This is a genomic window from Glycomyces sambucus (genome assembly GCF_900102815.1).
Taxonomy (GTDB): Bacteria; Actinomycetota; Actinomycetes; order Mycobacteriales; family Micromonosporaceae; genus Glycomyces; species Glycomyces sambucus.
In genome coordinates, this window is record NZ_FNGF01000002.1 from 743,793 (window position 1) to 763,526 (window position 19,734).

The window sequence follows — 19,734 nt, forward strand, 5'->3', positions numbered from 1 at the left end:
ATGCGGTCAGGTCTTGGCCGCAATCCGGTGCACACTGAGGGCATGCCAGATGTCACCCGCAGGATGCTCTCGCTCCTGGCGACGCTCCAGACCGGCCGCTCGTTCGGCGGCGGCGACCTCGCCGCGCGCATCGGGGTCAGCCCCCGCACGCTGCGGCGCGACGTCGACCGGCTCCGCGAGTACGGCTACCCGGTGGAGACGCGGCCGGGACCGGGCGGGCACTACCGGCTCACCGCCGGGGCCGCGATGCCGCCGCTGATGCTGGAGGACGACGAGGCCGTGGCGGTGCTGCTGGGCCTGGCCGCCCTGGCCTCGACCGGGAGCGCGGCGGAGGGGTCGGTGGACGAGGCCGCGACCCGCGCGTACGGGAAGGTGGAGCAGTACCTGCCCAAGCGGCTGCGGCACCGGATCGCGCGGCTGCACGCGAGCCTGGACACCGGCGACGTGGCCGCGCCGAGCACGAGCGCGGGGTACCTGAGCGAGCTGGCCGACGCCATCGCGCAGCGGCGGGTGGCCGCGTTCGACTACCGGCGGGCGAACGGGGCGGCGTCCTCGCGGCGGGTCGAGCCGCACCGGCAGGTGCACCACCTCCAGCGCTGGTACCTGCTGGCGTGGGACCTCGACAAGGGCGACTGGCGGGTGTTCCGCACCGACCGGATCGACGCGCTGCGGGTGTCCACGACCGGGTTCGCGCCGCGCTCGGCGCCGCCGGCGCTGGACTACCTGGTGGAGGGCATCCGGGGGAACCGGGAGCGGGTGGTGTTCACGATCGCGGCGCCGGCGGGGCCGGTCGCGGAGGCGTTCCGGCACGACACGGTGGAGCTGACGCCGATCGAGGACGGCGCGCGCACCCGCGTGGTGATGCACCAGGACTCGTGGGTGTGGCCGCTGGCGACGCTCGCGTCCCTCGACGCCGGGTTCACGATCGAGGCGCCGCTGCGGTTCATGGCCGGGTACCGGGGCTTCGCGGCGCGGCTCGCGGCGGCGGCGGGCGCCGACGCACGGCCGGAGGGAGACCGGTCGGAGGCTGCACGGTCTGAAGATGCACGGTCCGAAGAGGCACGGTCCGAAGAGGCACGGTCCGAAGACGCTCAGTCGGGGGCGTCGGGGAAGTAGCTCAGGGACTCCTCCACGCCCAGGAGGTGGTTGGCCATGCGGACGCGGGCGGCCTCGGGGTCGCGGGCGCGCAGGGCCCGCCAGATCGCCAGGTGCTCCTCGTGGGTGCGGTGGAGGACGCCCTCCTCGCGGAGGCTGCGCCACAGGCGCTCGCGCACGGTGCGGCTGGCGAGGGCCTCGATCATGCCGATGAGCACCGGGTTCCCGGTGTGGGAGGCGATGATCCGGTGGAAGGCGATGTCGATCTCCATGAGGCGCTCGTGCGCGTCCGGGCCGCCTTCGAGGAAGGGCTCGGCCCCTTCGAGGAGGGCCTTGGCGTCGGCGAGCGAGCCGTCGGTGATGCGCACGGCCGCGAGCCGCGCGGCCTCGCTCTCGAGCAGTCGCCGCAGGGCGTGGACGTTCTCGGCGTGCCCCTCGCCGTGCAGGTCGACCACGAACCCCATGGGCGCCAGGAGCTGTGCGACGTCGAGGCTGGTGACGTAGGTGCCGTCGCCCTGCCGGGTGTTGAGCACCCCGAGGATCGACAGGGCGCGGACGCCCTCGCGCAGCGACCCCCGGGAGACGCCGAGGGTCTCGGCGAGCTCCTTCTCCACGGGCAGCCGCTCGCCGGGGCCGAGGTCCCCGTTGAGGATCATGTGCTTGATGCCGTTGACGACATCGTCGGTGCGGGACATGCCGCCAAGTATCGCCGAGGGGTGCATGTCCGCGCAAGAATCATCCGACCACTGGTGTCCCCGCTCCCACTCGGAGGAGTCGGCTCGCAGAGGGATTGAAGCCGCTTCCTGTTCCCCAAGAGTCGTATCGCATCCCAATGGCATCAACGTATTTCAATGGTTGACAGGTCATCGCCGCCTCACTACGATTCGATACATCTGATGTATCGGCCACCTGTGGGAGGACCCGTGCCCGACCCGCTGCCCGCTTCACCGCCGCCCGCCAGCCCCTCGCGCAGCGCCTCGGCCGCCGCCCCGCGGGACGGCGCGCCCCTGCTGGCCCTGGAGGGGATCGCCAAGGGGTTCCCGGGCGTGCAGGCCCTGTCCGGGGTGCACCTGGAGCTGCGGGCCGGCGAGGTCCACGCGGTCGTCGGGGAGAACGGCGCGGGCAAGTCGACGCTCATGAAGCTGCTCGCGGGCATCCACCAGAAGGACGCCGGGGAGATCCGCATCGACGGTCGCCCGGTCGAGATCGACGGCCCCCGCACGGCCCAGGAGCTCGGGATCAGCATCATCCACCAGGAGTTCTCGCTGATGCCCGACCTCACCATCGCCGAGAACATCTACATCGGACGCGAGCCGCGCACCGGGTTCGGACTGCTCGTGGACGACCGGAGGCTCAACCGGCTCGCCGCGGACCTGTTCGCGCGCCTGGGGATCGAGCTCGACCCGCGCACCCCGGTCGGCGACCTCCTCGTGGCCCAGCAGCAGGTCGTCGAGATCGCCAAGGCGCTCTCGTTCGACGCGCGCATCCTCATCATGGACGAGCCGACCGCCGCGCTCACCGAGTCCGAGACCGCGAACCTGTTCCGGCTCATCAGGGACCTGCGCGACGCCGGCACCGGCGTCATCTACATCTCGCACCGCCTCGGCGAGCTCAAGGAGATCTCCGACCGCATCACCGTGCTCCGCGACGGCGAGTACGTCGACACGCTCGCGACCGCCGACGCCGAACTGCCGCACGTCATCTCGCTCATGGTCGGGCGCCACCTCACCACGGAGCCGCGGCCCGCGCGGGGCGCGGCCGCCGGGCCCGTGGTCCTCGAAGTGCGCGGCCTGGGCACGAAGGGGCTCCTCGACGACGTCGGGTTCGAGCTGCGCGAAGGCGAGATCCTCGGCTTCGCCGGGCTCGTGGGGGCCGGGCGTACCGAGACCGCCCGCATCCTCTGCGGCGCCGACCGGGCCGACCGCGGCACGATCCTCCTGCGGGGCAGGCAGGTCAGGATCAAGAGCCCGGCGGACGCCGCCCGGCTGCGCATCGGCTACCTCTCCGAGGACCGCAAGCGGTTCGGGCTCATGCTCGACCAGGACGTGGGCTTCAACATCCTCGCGTCCTCGCTCGGCGACCACGCCAACGCGCTGGGCCTGGTCAAGGACGCGCCCGCCCGGCGCACCGCCGAGCGGTACGCGGCCTCGCTGAACATCAGGACCACCTCCCTCAAGCGGGAGGTGCGCACGCTCTCGGGCGGCAACCAGCAGAAGGTCATCCTCGCCCGCTGGCTCGCCCGCGACTGCGACGTCCTCATCTTCGACGAGCCGACCCGCGGCATCGACGTCGGTGCGAAGGAGGAGATTTACGCCCTGCTCGACCGCCTCGCGGGCGAAGGGAAGTCGATCATCATGATCTCCTCCGAGCTGCCGGAGGTCCTGCGCATGGCCGACCGGGTCGTGGTCATGTGCGAGGGGCGGGTCACCGGCGTCCTGGACGCCGCCGAGGCCGATCAGAGGACCGTCATGGACTACGCCACCCGCTCGGGGGCGCACGGAGGGATCGCGACATGAAGCAAGTGGACACCGCCGAGGTAGGAGACGCCGTGCGCGCGTCGCCGCGCGGGCTCCTGGGCCCCTCCTGGAACCTGGTCCGGCGCCAGTTGCAGCAGGTCCTGGCGTTCGCCAGCCTCATCGTCCTCGTCGCCTTCTTCGCGATCGCCAACCCGAACTTCCTGACCTGGTCGAACCTGAGCGGCATCCTGCTGTCGACCGCGGTCATCGGCATCCTCGCGCTCGGCACCACGTTCGTCATCATCACCTCCGGCATCGAGCTGTCGCTGGGCACCGGCATGACGCTCGCGGCCGTCATGACCGGCGTGATGCTCACCGGCTGGGGCCTGCCGCTCGTGGTCGGCGTCGTCGGCGGCGTCCTGACGGGCGCGCTCATCGGCCTCATCAACGGGCTGAGCATCGCCGTGCTCAAGATCCCGCCGTTCATCGCGACCCTCGCGATGATGCTCATCGCCCAGGGCCTCGCCCTCGTCATCTCCGGGACCGCGCCGATCTACTTCACCGACGTGCCCGGGTTCACCGACATCGCGCTCAGCTCCGTCATCCCCGGCGTGCGCCTGCCCAGCGCCGTGCTCATCCTGTTCGCGCTCACCGCGATCGCCGCGGTCATCCTCGCCAAGTCGCTCCTGGGCCGGTACTCGTTCGCCATCGGCAGCAACGAGGACGCCGCGAGCCTCTCGGGGATCGCGGTGCGCAAGTGGAAGATCGCGGTCTACACGCTCTCGGGGTGCTTCATGGGCATCGCCGGGGTCGTGCTCGCCTCGCGGCTCAACTCCGCGCAGCCCGCGCTCGGCATCGGCTACGAGCTCCAGGCGATCGCCGCGGTCGTCATCGGCGGCACCTCGCTCCAGGGCGGCAAGGGCAGCATCGTCGGCACGCTCATCGGCGCCCTCATCGTGGGCACCGTGACCAACGGCCTGCGGATCATGTCCATCCCGCAGGAGTGGCAGTCCATCGTCATCGGGCTGGTCATCCTCGCCGCCGTCTACATCGACATCCTCCGCAGGGGCAGGTAGTCCGGCTCCTCCTCCCCCGCACCGCCACCAGTCCCCACGAATCGGAGAACCCCCATGATGAAACGCAGGGCCGTCCTCGCCGCGGCGCCCGGAGCCGCGCTCCTCCTCGCCGGCTGCGGGGACGACGCCACCGAGGGCCTCGACCCCGACAAGCCGTACGTCGCCCTCGTGTCCAAGGGCTTCCAGCACCAGTTCTGGCAGGCCGTCCAGGAGGGCGCCGAGCAGGCCGCCGAGGAGTTCGGCGTCGAGATCACCTTCGAGGGCCCCGAGTCCGAGTCCGAGGTGGCGCAGCAGATCGACATGCTCCAGACCGCCCTGGACCGCAACCCCGACGCGATCGGGTTCGCCGCCCTCGACAGCCAGGCGTCGGCGCCGCTCATGACCGAGGCCGAGAGCCGCGGCGTGCCCGTGATCGCCTTCGACTCCGGTGTGGACTCCGACGTGCCGGTGACCACCGCGTCCACCGACAACCTCGCGGCCGCCGCTTTGGCCGCCGAGCGCATGGTGGAGCTCATCGGCGGCGCCGGGAAGGTGGCCCTGGTCGTGCACGACCAGACCAGCGTCACCGGCGTCGACCGCCGCGACGGCTTCACCAAGTACATCGAGGAGAACGCGCCGGACGTGGAGATCGTCGACGTCCAGTACGGCGCCGGCGACCAGCTCGAGTCCACGAACATCGCCACCGCGATCATCGAGGGCAACCCCGACCTCGCCGGGATCTACGGCGCCAACGAGGGTTCGGCGATCGGCGTCGTCAACGCCGTCCAGGAGCTCGACCGCGTCGGCGAGATCGTCGTGATCGGCTTCGACTCCGGCCAGGCCCAGATGGACGCGATCCGAGGCGGCGTCATGGCCGGTGCGATCACCCAGAACCCGGTGGGCATCGGCTACGAGACCGTCAAGGCCGCCGCCGCCGCGATCAACGGCGAGGACCTGCCCGAGACGATCGACACCGGCTTCTACTGGTACGACGCGACGAACATCGACGACGCCGAGATACAGGCGGTCCTGTACGAGTGACCGGGGCGCCGGGCCCGCCCGGGGGCGGGCCCGGTCGCTCTTTAGTGAACCGGCTCGAAGCGGGCCGTGAAGTGGCGCAGCGCGTTGGGCTCCTCCACGATGCGGTAGCCGGGGAGCCGGTGGGCGCGCTCGGCGAGCCGCTGGCACACCTCGATGACGTAGTCCATGTGGCTCTGCGTGTAGGTGCGGCGCGGGATCGCCAGGCGCACCAGGTCCATCGGCGCGGGCGCCTCGGTGCCGTCGGGGCGGCGCCCGAACATGACCGTGCCGATCTCGCAGCTGCGGACCCCGCCGATCTCGTAGAGCGCCACCGCGACCGCCTGGCCGGGGTACTGGAGCGGGTCGAGGTGCGGCAGCAGTGCGCGGGCGTCGATGTAGACCGCGTGGCCGCCGATGGGGCTGAGCACCGGGATCCCGGCCTTCTGGAGCGCCTCGCCGAGGTACGCGGTCGAGGTGATGCGGTAGCGCAGGTAGTCGTGCTGGACGGTCTCCTTGAGGCCCTGGGCGAGCGCTTCGAGGTCGCGCCCGGCGAGGCCGCCGTAGGTCGGGAAGCCCTCGGTGAGGATGAGCGCGTTCCGGCACTCCTGGGCGAGGTCCGGGTCGTCGAGGGCGAGCCAGCCGCCGATGTTGCCCATCGGGTCCTTCTTGGCGCTCATGGTCATCCCGTCGGCGAGCGCGGCGATGTCGCGCACGATGTCGACCACGTCGCGCTCCCCTTGGCCCGCTTCGCGTTCGCGGATGAACCAGGCGTTCTCGGCGAAGCGGCAGGCGTCGAGGAAGAGGGGCTTGCCGAGCTTGTCGCACAGTTCGCGCACGCCGCGCAGGTTCTCCAATGACACCGGCTGCCCCCCGCCGCTGTTGTTGGTGATCGTGACGAAGACGCACGGCACGTCGGCGCCGCGCGCGGTGAGCAGCGCGTCGAGGGCGTCGAGGTCCATGTTGCCCTTGAAGGGGTGGTGGGAGGCGGGGTCCCTGCCTTCGGCGATGACGAGGTCGACGGCCTCGGCGCCGGTGGCCTCGACGTTGGCGCGGGTGGTGTCGAAGTGGGTGTTGTTCGGGACGACCCTGCCCGGTCCGCCGAGGACGGAGAAGAGGATGCGCTCGGCCGCGCGTCCCTGGTGGACGGGGATGACGTGGTCGAAGTCGAAGAGGTCGCGCACGGCGTCGCGGAAGACGAAGTAGGAGGGGGACCCGGCGTAGGACTCGTCGCCGCGCTGGATCGCGGCCCACTGGTCGCGGCTCATCGCGCCGGTGCCGGAGTCGGTGAGCAGGTCGATGAGCACGTCGTCCGCATGCAGTTGGAAGAGGTTGTACGAGGCGCCGGCGATGCGGTCGGCGCGCTCGGCGGCGGTGGTCATCCGGATCGGCTCGACCGAGTGGATGCGGAAGGGTTCGATGATGGTGCGGAATGTGGGCTCGTCCATGCCCCCATGATCGACTTTTCGGGGCTCGGCGAGAAGGGCGAACGCGACCCGGTTCGCCCCGTCCGGGTTACGATCGCGATCTGTTATCCGAGGGGGCTTTGCGAATGGAATCCCGGTTGGACCGCATGGACTGGCGGCTGCTCCAAGAGCTCCAGGCCGACGCGCGGCTGTCGTTCAACGAGCTGTCGCGGCGGGTGCACCTGTCGGCGCCGGCCGTGGCCGAGCGCGTGCGGCGGCTGGAGGCGGACGGGGTGGTCAGCGGGTACCACGCGCACGTGTCGCCGGAGGCCGCCGGGTTCCCGGTGCAGGCGGTGGTGGTGATGGACTGCTACGGGCCGAGCTGCCTGCTGCGCGACCCCGAGGTGCCGTCGTGGCCGCAGATCCGGCAGCTGTTCCGCATCACCGGGGACGGGTGCTCGGTGCTGGTGGCGGCGGTGCCGTCGATGGCGGCGTTCGAGGCGTTCATCGACCGGCTGGCGCGGTACGGGCGCCCGAGCAGCAGCATGGTGCTGTCGCAGCCGGTGGCGTGGTCTCCGGTGGAACAGTCGCCGGTGGAGCGGTCTTCAGCGGTGCGCTCGCCGGCGGCGGAACCGGAACGGCGCGACGGGGTCCCGGGATAGCCTTGCCGTCATGAGCGAGGGGACCGTGCCCGAACGGGCGGCGAAGGACGCGGCCGCGCGCGGCCTGGCGGTGGAGTTCGTGCCGCGCGACCGCGAGACCGGCGCGCCGATCGTGCGCGAGGGCGCGGCATTGGGCGTCAAGACGGTCGTGCTGCGCCACCGGGACGGGTACGTGCTGGTGCTGGTGCCGTACGAGGACCGGTTCTCGTGGCCGAAGCTGCGGGCCGTGCTGGGCGTGAACAAGATGAAGCTGCCGACCGCAGAGGAGGCGTTCGCGGTCACGGGCTACGAGCGGGGCACGATCACCCCGCTCGGTGCGGCCGGGGCGTTCCCGGTGCTCGCCGACGAGCGGCTGCGCGGGCGCGCGATCGTGGTCGGCTCGGGCGCGCACGAGGTGGCGGCGCTGGTCGACGCCGACGAGTTGATCCGCGCGTACGGCGCCGACGTGGTGGACCTGGCGCCGGAGTAGGACCCCCGGCGCCGGGGACCGGTGTCAGGAGCGGGCGCGGCGGCGCGCGACCAGGAGCGCGACGGCGAGCATGCCGGGTGCGATCACGATGAGCGGCAAGAACATCCACGCGACCACGGCGGCCGTGCCGAGGCCGGTGAGGACGTAGGCGGTGCCGCCCGGGTCGGCGGCGGTGAGGTCCGCGGCGTCGCGGACGAGTCCGCGCCAGTCCGCGCCCGGTTCCCACAGCGAGGCCGCGCGGGCCGCGACCGCGAGGACGCCCGCGCCGAGGACCGCGCTCACGACCGCCAGCGCGGTGCCGCCGGGGACCAGGCCCTGGACGCCGAGGGCCACGTTCAGTCCGAGGAGGCCGACGACGGCCGCGGTCGCGGTGCCGGCGGCCCAGCCCTCGCGGCAGGCGCGCCAGACGGCGCGGAGCAGTTCGCGGAGGCCGTCGCTGTGGTGGTCGGCGTGGCGGTCGAGGTGGCGGGTCCCGGCGGCGAGCGCGGGGAGGGCGGTCACGAGGAGCAGCGAGAGCGCGGTGGTGACGAGCCCGACGACGATCATCTCGCCGAACAGGCCGAGGCTCCCGCCGCCGAAGCGGACAAGGTGCTCGGCCGGGGGCGTCCGGCGGGCGGTGCGCGCGCTCATCCCTTGAGCCCCTGGGTCGCGACGCCGCCGACGAGCTGGCGCTGGAAGGCGAAGAAGAACAGGAGCACCGGCAGGAGGGCGAGGATGGCCATCGCCATCTGGGCGCCGTAGTCGCTGGTCGAGGTCTGGTCCACGTAGAGCCGCAGGGCGAGCGGCATGGTGTACATGCCGGGTTCCTTGAGGTACAGGAGCGGGCCGAAGAAGTCGTTCCAGGACCAGATGAACGCGAAGATCGCGCTGGTGACGAGGGCGGGCTTCATGAGCGGCAGGATGATCGAGAAGAAGATCCGGGGGTGGCCGGCGCCGTCGATGACGGCGGCCTCGTCGAGTTCGCGCGGCAGGCCGCGGATGAACTGGATCATGAGGAACACGAAGAAGGACTCGGTGGCGAGGAACTTTCCCAGCAGCAGCGGCCAGTAGGTGTTGATCATGCCCAGCTCGTTGAACACGATGTACTGCGGGATGATGACGACGTGGAAGGGCAGGAGCATCGTGGCGATCATGCACACGAAGAACAGGTTCCGGCCGCGGAAGCGCATGCGGGCGAACGCGTAGGCGGCGAGCGAGCACGAGAGCAGGATGCCGAGGACCGACCCGGCGGCGAGGATCAGCGAGTTGAGGACGAAGGTCCAGAAGGAGATCCCGCCGATGCCTTCGAGGGCGGTGGCGTAGTTCTGGAGGCCGCCGCCGGTGGGCAGGAGGCTCACGGAGCCGATGATCTCGTTGCCGGGCTTGAAGGAGCTCATGAGCATCCACACCGCGGGGTAGAGGATGACGACGAGGACGGCGAGCGCGAAGGCGTGGAAGAGGACCGAGCCGCCGGTGCGGCGGGCCCTGGCGCGCTTGCGGAGCCGGGCGGACCGGACCTCGCGTTCGGTCTGCGGGTGTTCGAGGGTCTGGCTCATTTGTCGTCTCCCGAGTAGTGCACCCACGACTTCGAGCTGCGGAACAGCAGGAGGCTGATGAGCCCGACCACGACCACGAGGACCCAGGCCATGGCGGAGGCGTAGCCCATCTGGAAGTCCCGGAAGCCGCGGAAGTACAGGTAGAGCGTGTAGAACAGGGTCGACTGGGCGGGGCCGCCCGAGCCGTTGGAGATGATGAACGCGGAGTTGAAGATCTGGAACGCGTGGATGGTCTCCAGGAGCAGGTTGAAGAACAGCACCGGGGACAGGAGCGGGACGGTGATGCTCCAGAAGCGGCGGACGGGTCCGGCGCCGTCCACTTCGGCCGCTTCGTACATCTCCAGCGGGACCTGCTTGAGGCCGGCGAGGAAGATGACCATCGGGGCGCCGAACTGCCACACCGTCAAGAGGATGAGCATCGGGAGGGTGCGGCCGGGGTCGCCGACCCAGCCGCCGGCGGCGGCGTCGGGGCCGCCGAAGACGGCGCCGATCTGCGCGACGATGCCCTCGTCGATGAACATGGCCTTCCACACGATCGCGATGGAGACGCTGCCGCCGATGAGCGAGGGCAGGTAGTACGCGGACCGGTAGAAGCCCTGGCCGCGGCGGGCGCTGTGCAGGAGCATGGCGACGGCGAGGGCGGCGGCGAGCTTGATCGGGGTGCCGAAGACGACGTAGAGGGCGGTGACCTTGGCGGCCTGGAGGAAGTTGGTGTCCGTCAGCAGCCGCTGGTAGTTCTCCAGGCCGGTGAAGACCGGCGGGGAGAAGAGGTTGTAGTCGGTGAACGACAGGTAGAGCGAGGCGATCATCGGTCCGGCGGTGAGGCCGAGGAATCCGATGAGCCACGGGGACAGGAACGCGTACCCGGCGCCGTTCGCGCGGGCCCTGCCGCGGCGGCGCGCGCGGACGGGGCCTCGCGCGGTCGTGGTGTCGGCCATGAGCCGGTCTCCTCTGTGCCGATGGGGTTCGGAGCGGCCCGGGCCGGCGCCCGGGCCGCCTGGGAAGGTCATCCGAGGAGCATGTCCATCTCGGAGAACAGCTCCTGCGTGAACTGCCCGGTGTCGATGTCGCCGTAGAGGAGCTGCTCGTGCAGCTCGCCCCACTTGGCCTCGATGGAGCCGTAGCCGGAGGGCAGGAGCGGGTAGCTCTCGGTGATCTCGCCGTCGATGGCCTCCAGGTAGCCGAAGTCGACGGCGTCGGAGGCGGACTGGTCGACGGCGGCGCGGCCCTCGTCGGTGGGCGGGGCGCCGAGCGAGGCGCCGAAGATGGCCTTGACCTCGGGCGAGTTGGCGAGGAAGTCGACCAGGACGGCGGAGGCGTCGGGCTGGTCGGTGTTGGCCGCGACCGACAGGAGCATGCTCGGGTGGTCGGCGAGGACGTGGGTGCCGTCGGCGGTGGGGGCCTGGACCATGCCGATGTTCTCGGTGCCGATGTCGCTCATGGCCTGGGCGACGGTGGTGGAGAAGTTGAACCACAGGGCGGCCTCGCCGCCGAGGAAGCCGCCGAGCGGGTCGAGGGCGACGGTGCGCTCGACGGGGTAGAAGTCCCCGGCGTCGCGGAGCTCCGCGGCGGAGTCGAGGTAGTCCTGGACGTCGCCTTCGTCGAAGGCGGGTCCGCCGTCGTCGGTGAAGACGTCCTCGCCCTCCTGCATGCGGGCGTAGATGAACCCGGGGAAGCTGCCGGTGTAGTCGGAGGCGCCGTAGACCGGCGGGTCCTGGGCGGCCCCGGCCTGGTTGACCTGGAGGACGTACGCCTCGAGCTCGTCGAGGGTCATGTCGGCGGCCGGGTAGGGGACGCCGAGCTCGTCGAGGAGGTCCTTGTTGTACATCATGGACCAGGCGTTGTAGCCCATGGGGACGCCCACGAGCTGGTCGTTCACGGTGCCGGACGCCAGGAGCGTGTCGGCGTACCCGCCGGTGTCGAGGAGGCCCCCCTGGTAGGCGCCGAGGTCGAGGAAGAGGCCCTTGTCGGCGTACTCGCCGAGGTAGCCGGCGTCCATCATGAGGACGTCGGGGAGGGCCTGGCCGGCGGCCTCGGTGTTGCGGGCGGTCCAGTAGTCGCCCCAGGCGTTGAAGTTCCGGACAACCTCGACGTTCGGGTACTCCTGGTTGAACAGGTCGAGGGCCTGGTTCATCCAGTCGGCGCGCTCGTCGTTGCCCCACCAGGTGAAGGTGATCTCGGCTTCGGTGTCGGGGGCGAACTCGGTGGCCGCCTCGTGCGGGGTGCCGCCGCCTCCGCAGGCGGCGAGTCCGAGGAGTGCGGCCGCGGCGAGGGCCGCCGCCGGCTTGGTGCTGCTCATGGATCCTCCTGGTCGCATGGTCGGGCGAGGGCCCGACCGGGGATAGTTCAGCGTTGAACTAGCGACTCCAGTTCAACGCTGAACTATTGGCGAACGCTATCACAGGCCCCGCGAACGGGGCAACGGCGCGGCTCGCGCCGGTCAGTCCCGTTCGGGCTCGCCCGTCACGAGCGCGCGCAGCCGCTCGACCGGGAGCTTCGGCTCCCGGTGCTCGGTGAGCAGGCCGTTGGTCTCCTGGAGGGTGTCGGTGAGCTGGGTCCAGCACCACCCGGCGAGGCCGTGCGGCCGGCCGCCGTGGCCGATCGAGGCCCGCTGGACCGCGCCGAGGATGTCCCCCACGCGGCGGTCGTAGTCCTCCGCGCTCCCGGCCTCGGAGTAGCCCCAGGCGTCCGCCGCGGCGGGGCCGGTCGTCCACTTGACGCCGCCGAACTCGGTGAGCATCACCGGTTCGCCGCCGTCGGTGGTGCCGTCGAGGCGCAGGCGGCGCCCGGACGGGCCGACGTCCTCCAGGGAGGCCCGCAGGTCCGCCTCGGACAGGTCGTAGCGGCCGGTGAGGACGGCCCCGTCGGACTCGTAGTCGTGGATGGTCCACAGGTCCGAGGTGCCGAGCTCCCAGCCGTCGTTGGAGACCACGGGCCGGGTCGGGTCGAGGGCCTTGGTGAGGTGGTACAGCGCCTCGGCGAAGGCGCGCTGGTCGGCGCGCGTCGCCAGGTGCTGGACGCCCCAGCTCTCGTTGAGCGGCACCCAGGTCACGATCGAGGGGTGGCTCGCGTCGCGGCGCACCGCCTCGGTCCACTCCGCCGTCGTGCGCAGCACCGCCGTCGCGGAGTAGCGGTAGGCCGCGGGCATCTCGCCCCACACCAGCAGGCCGAGGCGGTCGGCGTGGTACAGGAAGCGCGGGTCCTCGATCTTCTGGTGCACGCGGACGGAGTTGAAGCCGAGCTCGGCGATGAGCTCGGCCTCGCGCCGCAGCTGCGCCTCGGAGGCGGCCAGGTGCGACTCGGGCCAGTAGCCCTGGCTCAGGACCGAGCGCAGCACGACCGGGCGCTCGTTGAGCAGGAACCGGCCGCGTTCGGTGCGGACCGAGCGGAGCCCGAGGTAGGACGCGACGGCGTCCTCGGTCCGGCCGCCGGCCTCGACCGACGCCCACGCGTCGAGCAGGGTCGGCTTGCCGGGGCGCCACAGCAGCCCGTCGTACTCCTGGTCGTTCTCCTGGCCCGTGAGCGGCACGGTCACGCTCACCTCGGTGCCGGCGGCGTGCGCCTCGGCCTCGCCGAGCACGGTGTCCCCGTGGGCGATGCGCACGCGCACGCGCGCGTCGGCGCGGCGGCTCAGCTCCACCAGCGCGGTGGCGGTGCCGCGGGTGAGGTCGCTGGTCCAGGTCAGGTGCGTGATGTGCAGGGGCGCCACCGACTCCAGCCACACGGGCTGCCAGATGCCGGTGGTGCGGTGGTACCAGATGGCGTGCGGGGACTCGCGCCACTCCTGCTTGCCGCGCGGCTGCGCGACGTCGTGCGGGTCGTCCTCGGCGCGCACGACGAGCACGTGCGGGCCGTCCCCGGCGAGGGCGTCGGTGACGTCGAGCGCGAAGGGGGTGTGGCCGCCCTCGTGGGCGCCGACCTCGGTCCCGTCGAGCCATACGCGGGCCCGGTAGTCGACCGCGCCGAAGTGGACGACGAGGCGGCGCCCGGCCGCGTGGCCCGCGGCGGCGAGGTCGGCGGCGGTGAGTTCGCGGCGGTACCAGACGACGGGGTGGAAGCCGGTCTCGCCGATGCCCGAGGCCGGGGACTCCGGCGGGTACGGGACGGTGATCCCGCGCGGCAGGGCGCGGCCGTCCGACCAGCCTTCGGCCAGGCCCAGGTCCGCGTCGTCGTGGGCGAAGCCCCACGTCCCGCTCAGGTCGCGGAAGGACTCCCGGAGCATCTGCGGGCGCGGGCGCGCGACCTCCTGCGCGCTCGCGCGGAGGCCGGATACGGGGGACGTGCTGCTCATGGTGGAAACTCCCTCATAGGCGTATGATTCAACGTTGAATGTACCAGTCGCCGCGGCTATGATCGAGCCTGTAAATCTCCTTCCTCGAAGCACCGGGAGCCCCCCTTTGGCGCGAGCCCGAGTCACCCTCGCCGACATCGGCGCGCGCGTCGGCGTCAGCGCCAAGACCGTCTCCAACGTCGTCAACGGCACCGGCTGGGTCGGCGCGGAGGTCCGCGAGAAGGTGCTCGCCGCGATCGACGAACTCGGCTACCGCCCCAACCTCGCCGCGCGGCAGCTGCGCCGCGGCTCCAGCGGCGTGCTCGCCCTCGCGCTGCCCACGCTCGCCGAGCCGTACTTCGCCGAGCTCGCCTCGGTCTTCGTCGACGTCGCGCACGACCGGAACCTCACGGTGCTGGTCACCCAGACCGGCGGCGAGCGCGAACGGGAGGTCGAGGCCCTGGACGGGCTCCGCCTCCCCGCGATCGACGGCCTCATCATGAGCCCGCTCGGCCTGGAGGCGCCCGATGTGGAGGACCGCCGCCGGGACGTGCCGCTCGTCCTCGTCGGCGAGCACGGCGAACGGGTCGCCGGGGACCGCGAGCACCACGTGGGCATCGACAACGTCGCCGCCGCCACCGCGGCCACCGCGGAACTGATCACCCAGGGGTGCAGGCGGATCGCCACGATCGGCGTCCAGGACGAGGGCCCGACGGAGACCTCCCGCGACCGCTTCGACGGCTACGCGATCGCCCTGCGGGAGGCGGGGATCCCCCTCGACGACGCCCTCACCGGGCACGTGCGCGAGTTCAACCGCACCGAGGGCGCGATAGCGGCGCAGCGCCTCGTCGACGCCGGGGCCGACTTCGACGGCCTGCTGTGCTTCAACGACTCGCTCGCCCTCGGCGCCCTGTACACGCTCGGCGTGCGGGGCCTCGACGTCCCGGACCGGGTGCGGGTCATGGGCTTCGACGACATCGCCGACGGCCGCTACTCCATGCCGCCGTTCTCCACCGTGGCCCCCGGCCGCGAGGCGCTGGCCGACCGGGTCCTCGACATCATCGCCGACCCCGGCACCCCGACCGGGCACCACGAGGTGCCGTTCTCGCTGGTCCTGCGCTAGGAGCGGGACGGCCCGCGCGGCCCCGGGACGGGTGCGGGGCATGGGGCGCGCCGTTCGCGGGCATTCCTCACTCCCGGGTTGACGCCTTCGGAACGGGTCTTGTAAGGTTCGGGCAATACATGCACTGATTGCAATGTATTATTGGTTTTGACAACGCTATTCGAAAGCGGGTTGCAATGGGCCACGACCACGCCGCCGGCCACGCGGGAGCACGCCACGCCTGGCGCCTGCGGACCGCCCTGGTGCTCATCGGCGGGTTCTTCGTCGTCGAGCTGGTCGCCGCACTGCTGTCGGGATCGCTCTCGCTGCTCTCCGACGCCGGCCACATGGCCGCCGACGTCGTCACCCTCGCCACCGCGCTCGTCGCCACCCGGCTCGCCGCGCGCCCGGACACGACCGGGCGCCGCACCTACGGCTCCTACCGCGCCGAGGTCTTCGCCTCCGGGTTCGCGGTCCTCATGATGCTCGGCACGGCCGTCTACATCGTGGTCGAGGCGGTCGGGCGCATCGGCTCCTCCCCCGAGCTCCAGGTCGGCCCGATGATCGTCGTCGGCGCGCTGGGCCTGGCGGTGAACCTCGCCGCGATGTGGCTCCTGCGCGCCGGGGCCGAGGAGAGCCTGAACGTCAAGGGCGCGTACATGGAGGTCCTGGCCGACACCGCTGGCTCGGTCGGCGTCGTCGCCGCGGGCCTCCTGGTCGCCTTCACCGGGAACGCCGTGTGGGACACCGCGGTCGCCCTCGCGATCGGCGTGTTCGTGGTGGTCCGGGCCCTGCCGCTGGGCCGCCAGGTCCTGTCGGTGCTCGCCCAGCACGCCCCCACCGGGGTCGACCCGGCCCGCGTCACCGCCGACCTCGCCGCGATCGACGGCGTCGGCGGGGTCCACGACGTGCACCTGTGGACCCTCACCTCCGGCATGCACGTCGCCACCGCCCACCTCGTCACCGAGTCCGGCGCCGACGACCACGCCGTCCTCGACCGCGCCCAGCGCCTCATGCGCGACGAGCACGGCATCGACCACGCCACCGTCCAGCTCGAACCGGCGGTCCACGCCACGTGCGACGAGCCCGGCCGCTGCCCCGCGCCCACCGCCGACGAGGCGTCTGCGGCGCACGGGGCCGCCGAGGCGCGCGGGCGCTGAGCGCGGGGGTTCGCCGCCGCCGGGGTCAGCGGGCGGGCACCGGGTTGCGGCGCCCGCCGGTGCGGCCGGTCATGCGGGCGGGGATCGCGGTCCTGGCGCGGTAGAACTTGAGCGGGCTGGAGCTGACGGCCTCCTTGTAGGCGACGGCGGCGCGGCCGGTGAGGTACCAGCGGCCCGGGGTGTCGTCGGGGCGGGTGAACTGGATGACGGCGTCCTTGCGGCCCAGTGAGACCGGCTGGTGGACGTAGCCGAAGCGAAAGGGGCGCGGGGCCTTGCCGCGCAGGAGGCGCACGACCGACTCGGCGGTGTGGGCGGCCGAGGGGATGCCGGACTGGCAGGTGCCGTGGACGGTGCCGTACGCCTGGCGGATCGCGGCGGCGTCGCCGATCGCGAAGACCTCGGGGTGGGAGGTCGAGCGCAGGGCCGCGTCGGTCGCGACCCGGCCGTCCGGGTCGACGGCGATGCCGGCGTCGGCGGCGAGGCGGGAGTAGGCGACGCCGGTGGTCCACAGTGTCACGTCGGTGGGGAGGCGTTCGCCGCCTTCGAGTTCGACCGCGCCGGGCAGGACGCGGGCGACCGCGGTGCCGGTGCGGACCTCGACGCCGAGGCGGTCGAGGGCGGCCGTCAGGTACGCGCGGGCCTTGGGGCCCATCATCGTCCCGGGTGCGCCGCGGCTGAGGAGGCGGACCTTGAGGCCGGGGTAGGTCTCGGCGGCCTCGGCGGCGGCCTCGATGCCGGTGAGGCCGGCGCCGCAGACGGTGAGGACGCCGTCGGCGTTGGCGCGCAGGGCCTCGGCGAACGCGGGGTCGTCGACGGTGAAGGCGTGCGGGGTCGCCGGGGTGGCCGAGCCGACGGCGTAGACGAGGAGGTCGTAGGCGAGTTCGCGGCCGTCGTCAAGAGGGACGCGGCGCGCGTCGGCGTCGATGCGGGCGGCGCGGCCCTGGACGAAGCGCACGCCCGCGGGGGCGACGAGGTCGGGGATCGAGTGGGCGCCGAGGTCCTGGCCGACGGCGGCCTGGTGCTGGCGGAGCCGTTCGTTGAACACGGCGGTCGGGTTGAGCAGGGTGACGGCGGCGGCCGTGGTGCGGCGGGCGATGCCGGTGGCGGCCATCATGCCGGTGTAGCCGGCGCCGAGGACGAGGATGTTGTTCATGCCCCGAGGACGGGCGCGGGGATGCGGACGTGAGGCGAAGTGGTCACCGTCACAGCAAACCGTTTCGTCAGGGGGTCAGACCGCGCCGAGCTTCTCGGGGTTAGAGACCAGGTGGATCTCCGCGACCGCGCCGTCGACCAGGTACAGCGTGACGACGGCCGCGGCGGTCCTGCCCGAGCGCACCACGATCGCGGGGCCGCCGTTGACCTCGGCGTACTCGATGCTGGGGTCCTCGGGCATGCGGCCCGCGAAGGTGACGAGCGCGCGGGCCACGAGTTCCATGCCGTGCACGGTCTTCCGCGGGGCCGGGGCGAGGCCGCCGCCGTCGCACACGAGCGCCACGTCCGGTGCCAGGACCCCCATGAGCGCGGCGAGGTCGCCGCCCGCGCAGGCTTCCATGAAGGAGGTCGTGGCGCGCCTGCGGGTGGCCGGATCGGTCTCGTAGCGGCGGCGCTTGGCGTCCACGTGGTCGCGGGCGCGCTTCGCGGTCTGGCGCACCGACTCCTCGCTGCGGTCGAGGATGCGGGCGATCTCGCCGTGCGAGTAGCCGAACGCCTCGCGGAGCACGAACACGGCGCGCTCCAGCGGCGAGAGCGATTCGAGGACGAGGAGCATCGCGGAGGAGACGGTGTCGGCGAGCGCGAGGTCGTCGGCGAGGTCGCCGCCGGTCGGCACCGGCTCGGGGAGCCACGGGCCCACGTAGGAGACGCGGGCGGCGCGGGCGCTGCGGAGGCGGTCGATCGCGAGGCGGGTGGTCACGGTGACGAGGTACGCGGTCGGGTCCTCGACCGTCGCCGGGTCGACCCCGTTCCAGCGCAGCCACGCCTCCTGCACCACGTCCTCGGCGTCGGTCATGGTGCCGAGGACGCGGTACGCGACCGCGCGCAGCTTGCCGCGCCGCTCCTCGAACACGTCCATGCGGCAAGGATAAGGCGCGGCGGACCAGGAGCGCGAACCCGGCGGCGGAGGCGGCGGCGAGCGCAGCGCAGATCCACAGTGCGCCGTCGGGGCCGAGGGCGTCGACGAGGGCGGCGACGATCGGGATTCCTGCGGCGGTGCCGATGTAGCGCATGGTGTTGTTGACGCCCGAGCCCATGCCGCCGCGGTCGGCGGGGACGCTGTCGATGCTCAGGCGCGTCAAAGCGGGGTTCGCGGCGCCGTAGCCGGCCCCGGCGACCAGGAGCGCGGGGACGGCGTGCCACCAGGACCAGCCGTGGGCGAGGCCGGTCAGGAGGGCGGAGCCGGCGCCCGCGGCGAGGAGCGCGAGGACCAGGAGCGAGCCGGGGCTCAGCGCGAGTCGCTTGACCTGCAACGAGACTGCAAAAGCGGCGGTGGACCAGACGGCGACGACCGCGGCGGTGGCGATCGGCCCGAGGATCCCCTCGGACTGATACACGGTCGGCAGGTAGCTCATCATGCTGATGACGGCGATGCCGGTGGCGAGGGCGCCGAGCGAGGCGACCAGGAACGCGGGCCGGGCGAACAGGGCCGGGTCGAGCATCGGCTCCCGGCTGCGAAGCTGCACGGCGGTGAACGCGGCGGTGCAGACCGCGGCGGCGGCGAGGAGGGCGATCGCGGCGGGGTCGGACCAGTCCTGGCGCCCGAGGGTGAGGCCGGACATGAGTGCGGCCACGCCGAGGCCGAGGGTGACGGTCCCGGCGATGTCGGCGCGGCGGGGGTGCTCGGCGCGCGACTCGGGGAGCGCGGCGCGGGCGGCCAGGGCCAGGCCGATCGCGGCCGCGGCGAAGAGCCAGTAGGGTCCGTTCCAGCCGAGGACGGCTTCGAGCAGCGCGGCGAGGACGGCGCCGGCGCCCACGCCGAGGCCCATCATGGCGCCGTACGCGGCGGTGGCCCGGCGGCGCTCCTCCGGATCGGTGAAGACCGCGCCCATGATGCCGAGGCTGGAGGTGAGCAGGGCGGCGCTGGCGGCGCCCTGGACGATGCGGGCGGCGACGAACACCGGCGTGGCCGGGGCGAGGGCCGCGAGGAGGGTGGCGGCGGCGAAGACCCAGGCGCCGGCCGTGAGGACGCGGCGGCGGCCGTGGTTGTCGGCGAGGCTGCCGGAGGTGAGCAGCGGGACGGCGAGGCCGAGGGAGATCGCGTTGATGATCCAGGTCTGGCCGGTGGCGCCCGCGTGCAGGTGGGCGGCGGTTTGCGGGGCGAGGATGAGCGGCGTGGAGTAGTTGAGGATGACCAGCAGCGGGGCGGCGCAGAGGATCGCCAGGACCGTGCGGGTCCGGGGCGGCGCCGCGGGTGCGGTGAGGGCGGTGGTGGCCATGCGGGTGCTCCTAGGTTCGTTCAGTGAACTCACTGGAGCGTAGCAGGGTGGGTTCAATGAACGAACCGAGGTAGGA

At 72.4% G+C, this 19,734-nt stretch carries 17 protein-coding genes and 1 pseudogene; 8 read left to right on the forward strand and 10 right to left on the reverse strand.

Going from position 1 to position 19,734, the window contains the following annotated elements; all coding sequences use genetic code 11:
- Positions 1–42 precede the first annotated feature (42 nt).
- Positions 43–1,116, forward strand: coding sequence for a helix-turn-helix transcriptional regulator (locus tag BLS99_RS08595; protein ID WP_091046904.1), 1,074 nt, complete (start codon positions 43–45; stop codon positions 1,114–1,116).
- On the opposite strand, the gene BLS99_RS08600 is transcribed toward BLS99_RS08595, so the two are convergent.
- Entirely contained in the window at positions 1,092–1,790 is a 699-nt protein-coding gene (locus BLS99_RS08600; RefSeq protein WP_091046907.1) for a FadR/GntR family transcriptional regulator, read from the reverse strand. The two genes, BLS99_RS08595 and BLS99_RS08600, sit on opposite strands and share 25 nt — an antisense overlap.
- Before the next feature lie 312 nt (positions 1,791–2,102).
- On the opposite strand from BLS99_RS08600, the gene BLS99_RS08605 reads away from it, so the two are divergent.
- Genes BLS99_RS08605 through BLS99_RS08615 form a run of 3 tightly spaced genes read left to right on the forward strand, consistent with a single transcriptional unit; the run spans position 2,103 to position 5,647 of the window.
- The gene (locus tag BLS99_RS08605) at positions 2,103–3,611 is read left to right on the forward strand and encodes a sugar ABC transporter ATP-binding protein (RefSeq protein ID WP_342761266.1); all 1,509 of its coding nucleotides are present in this window, start codon (positions 2,103–2,105) and stop codon (positions 3,609–3,611) included.
- Positions 3,608–4,627, forward strand: a complete 1,020-nt coding sequence (locus BLS99_RS08610) for an ABC transporter permease (RefSeq protein ID WP_091046914.1) — start codon at positions 3,608–3,610, stop codon at positions 4,625–4,627. The genes BLS99_RS08605 and BLS99_RS08610 overlap by 4 nt, the downstream gene beginning before the upstream one ends.
- A 54-nt stretch (positions 4,628–4,681) precedes the next feature.
- Positions 4,682–5,647: an ABC transporter substrate-binding protein gene (locus BLS99_RS08615; protein ID WP_091046917.1), complete on the forward strand. Its 966-nt coding sequence runs from the start codon at positions 4,682–4,684 to the stop codon at positions 5,645–5,647.
- Positions 5,648–5,688: 41 nt separating this feature from the next.
- Here the strand turns inward: BLS99_RS08615 and BLS99_RS08620 are convergent, their stop codons facing one another.
- Positions 5,689–7,071, reverse strand: coding sequence for a tryptophanase (locus BLS99_RS08620; RefSeq protein WP_091046920.1), 1,383 nt, complete (start codon positions 7,069–7,071; stop codon positions 5,689–5,691).
- A 116-nt stretch (positions 7,072–7,187) separates the two neighbouring features.
- Between BLS99_RS08620 and BLS99_RS08625 the strand changes: the two genes are divergently transcribed.
- Both BLS99_RS08625 and BLS99_RS08630 read left to right on the forward strand, forming a co-directional pair.
- Positions 7,188–7,691, forward strand: coding sequence for an AsnC family transcriptional regulator (locus BLS99_RS08625; RefSeq protein ID WP_091046922.1), 504 nt, complete (start codon positions 7,188–7,190; stop codon positions 7,689–7,691).
- Positions 7,692–7,701: 10 nt separating this feature from the next.
- On the forward strand, positions 7,702–8,160 hold the full coding sequence (locus BLS99_RS08630) for an aminoacyl-tRNA deacylase (protein WP_091046925.1): 459 nt from the start codon (positions 7,702–7,704) through the stop codon (positions 8,158–8,160).
- 24 nt (positions 8,161–8,184) lie between these two features.
- Here BLS99_RS08630 and BLS99_RS08635 read toward each other — a convergent pair whose 3' ends face one another.
- From BLS99_RS08635 to BLS99_RS08655, 5 genes are all read right to left on the reverse strand, one after another.
- On the reverse strand, positions 8,185–8,790 hold the full coding sequence (locus BLS99_RS08635; RefSeq protein ID WP_091046930.1) for a hypothetical protein: 606 nt from the start codon (positions 8,788–8,790) through the stop codon (positions 8,185–8,187).
- Complete coding sequence (locus tag BLS99_RS08640; protein WP_091046933.1) at positions 8,787–9,695, reverse strand: carbohydrate ABC transporter permease; 909 nt, start codon at positions 9,693–9,695, stop codon at positions 8,787–8,789. The genes BLS99_RS08635 and BLS99_RS08640 overlap by 4 nt, the downstream gene beginning before the upstream one ends.
- Positions 9,692–10,633 carry a carbohydrate ABC transporter permease gene (locus BLS99_RS08645; protein WP_091046936.1) on the reverse strand — a complete coding sequence of 314 codons (942 nt, stop codon included), beginning with the start codon at positions 10,631–10,633 and terminating at the stop codon, positions 9,692–9,694. The genes BLS99_RS08640 and BLS99_RS08645 overlap by 4 nt, the downstream gene beginning before the upstream one ends.
- A gap of 68 nt (positions 10,634–10,701) precedes the next feature.
- Positions 10,702–11,994, reverse strand: a complete 1,293-nt coding sequence (locus BLS99_RS08650) for an ABC transporter substrate-binding protein (RefSeq protein ID WP_176953259.1) — start codon at positions 11,992–11,994, stop codon at positions 10,702–10,704.
- 141 nt (positions 11,995–12,135) lie between these two features.
- Positions 12,136–13,986, reverse strand: a complete 1,851-nt coding sequence (locus BLS99_RS08655) for a glycoside hydrolase family 2 protein (protein ID WP_091046943.1) — start codon at positions 13,984–13,986, stop codon at positions 12,136–12,138.
- A 106-nt stretch (positions 13,987–14,092) separates the two neighbouring features.
- Between BLS99_RS08655 and BLS99_RS08660 the strand changes: the two genes are divergently transcribed.
- Together BLS99_RS08660 and BLS99_RS08665 are read left to right on the forward strand one after the other, a co-directional pair.
- The gene (locus BLS99_RS08660; RefSeq protein WP_218126361.1) at positions 14,093–15,088 is read left to right on the forward strand and encodes a LacI family DNA-binding transcriptional regulator; all 996 of its coding nucleotides are present in this window, start codon (positions 14,093–14,095) and stop codon (positions 15,086–15,088) included.
- 176 nt (positions 15,089–15,264) lie between these two features.
- Complete coding sequence (locus BLS99_RS08665) at positions 15,265–16,227, forward strand: cation diffusion facilitator family transporter (RefSeq protein ID WP_091046951.1); 963 nt, start codon at positions 15,265–15,267, stop codon at positions 16,225–16,227.
- Between the two features lie 25 nt (positions 16,228–16,252).
- Here the strand turns inward: BLS99_RS08665 and BLS99_RS08670 are convergent, their stop codons facing one another.
- From BLS99_RS08670 to BLS99_RS27755, 3 genes and pseudogenes are all read right to left on the reverse strand, one after another.
- The gene (locus BLS99_RS08670) at positions 16,253–17,380 is read right to left on the reverse strand and encodes an NAD(P)/FAD-dependent oxidoreductase (protein WP_091046954.1); all 1,128 of its coding nucleotides are present in this window, start codon (positions 17,378–17,380) and stop codon (positions 16,253–16,255) included.
- 75 nt (positions 17,381–17,455) lie between these two features.
- A complete protein-coding gene (gene sigJ / locus BLS99_RS08675) occupies positions 17,456–18,298 on the reverse strand; it encodes an RNA polymerase sigma factor SigJ (RefSeq protein WP_091046958.1) in 843 nt (280 codons plus the stop codon).
- 187 nt (positions 18,299–18,485) lie between these two features.
- A pseudogene (locus tag BLS99_RS27755) lies at positions 18,486–19,658 on the reverse strand (MFS transporter); the annotation flags it as partial.
- Positions 19,659–19,734 lie beyond the last annotated feature (76 nt).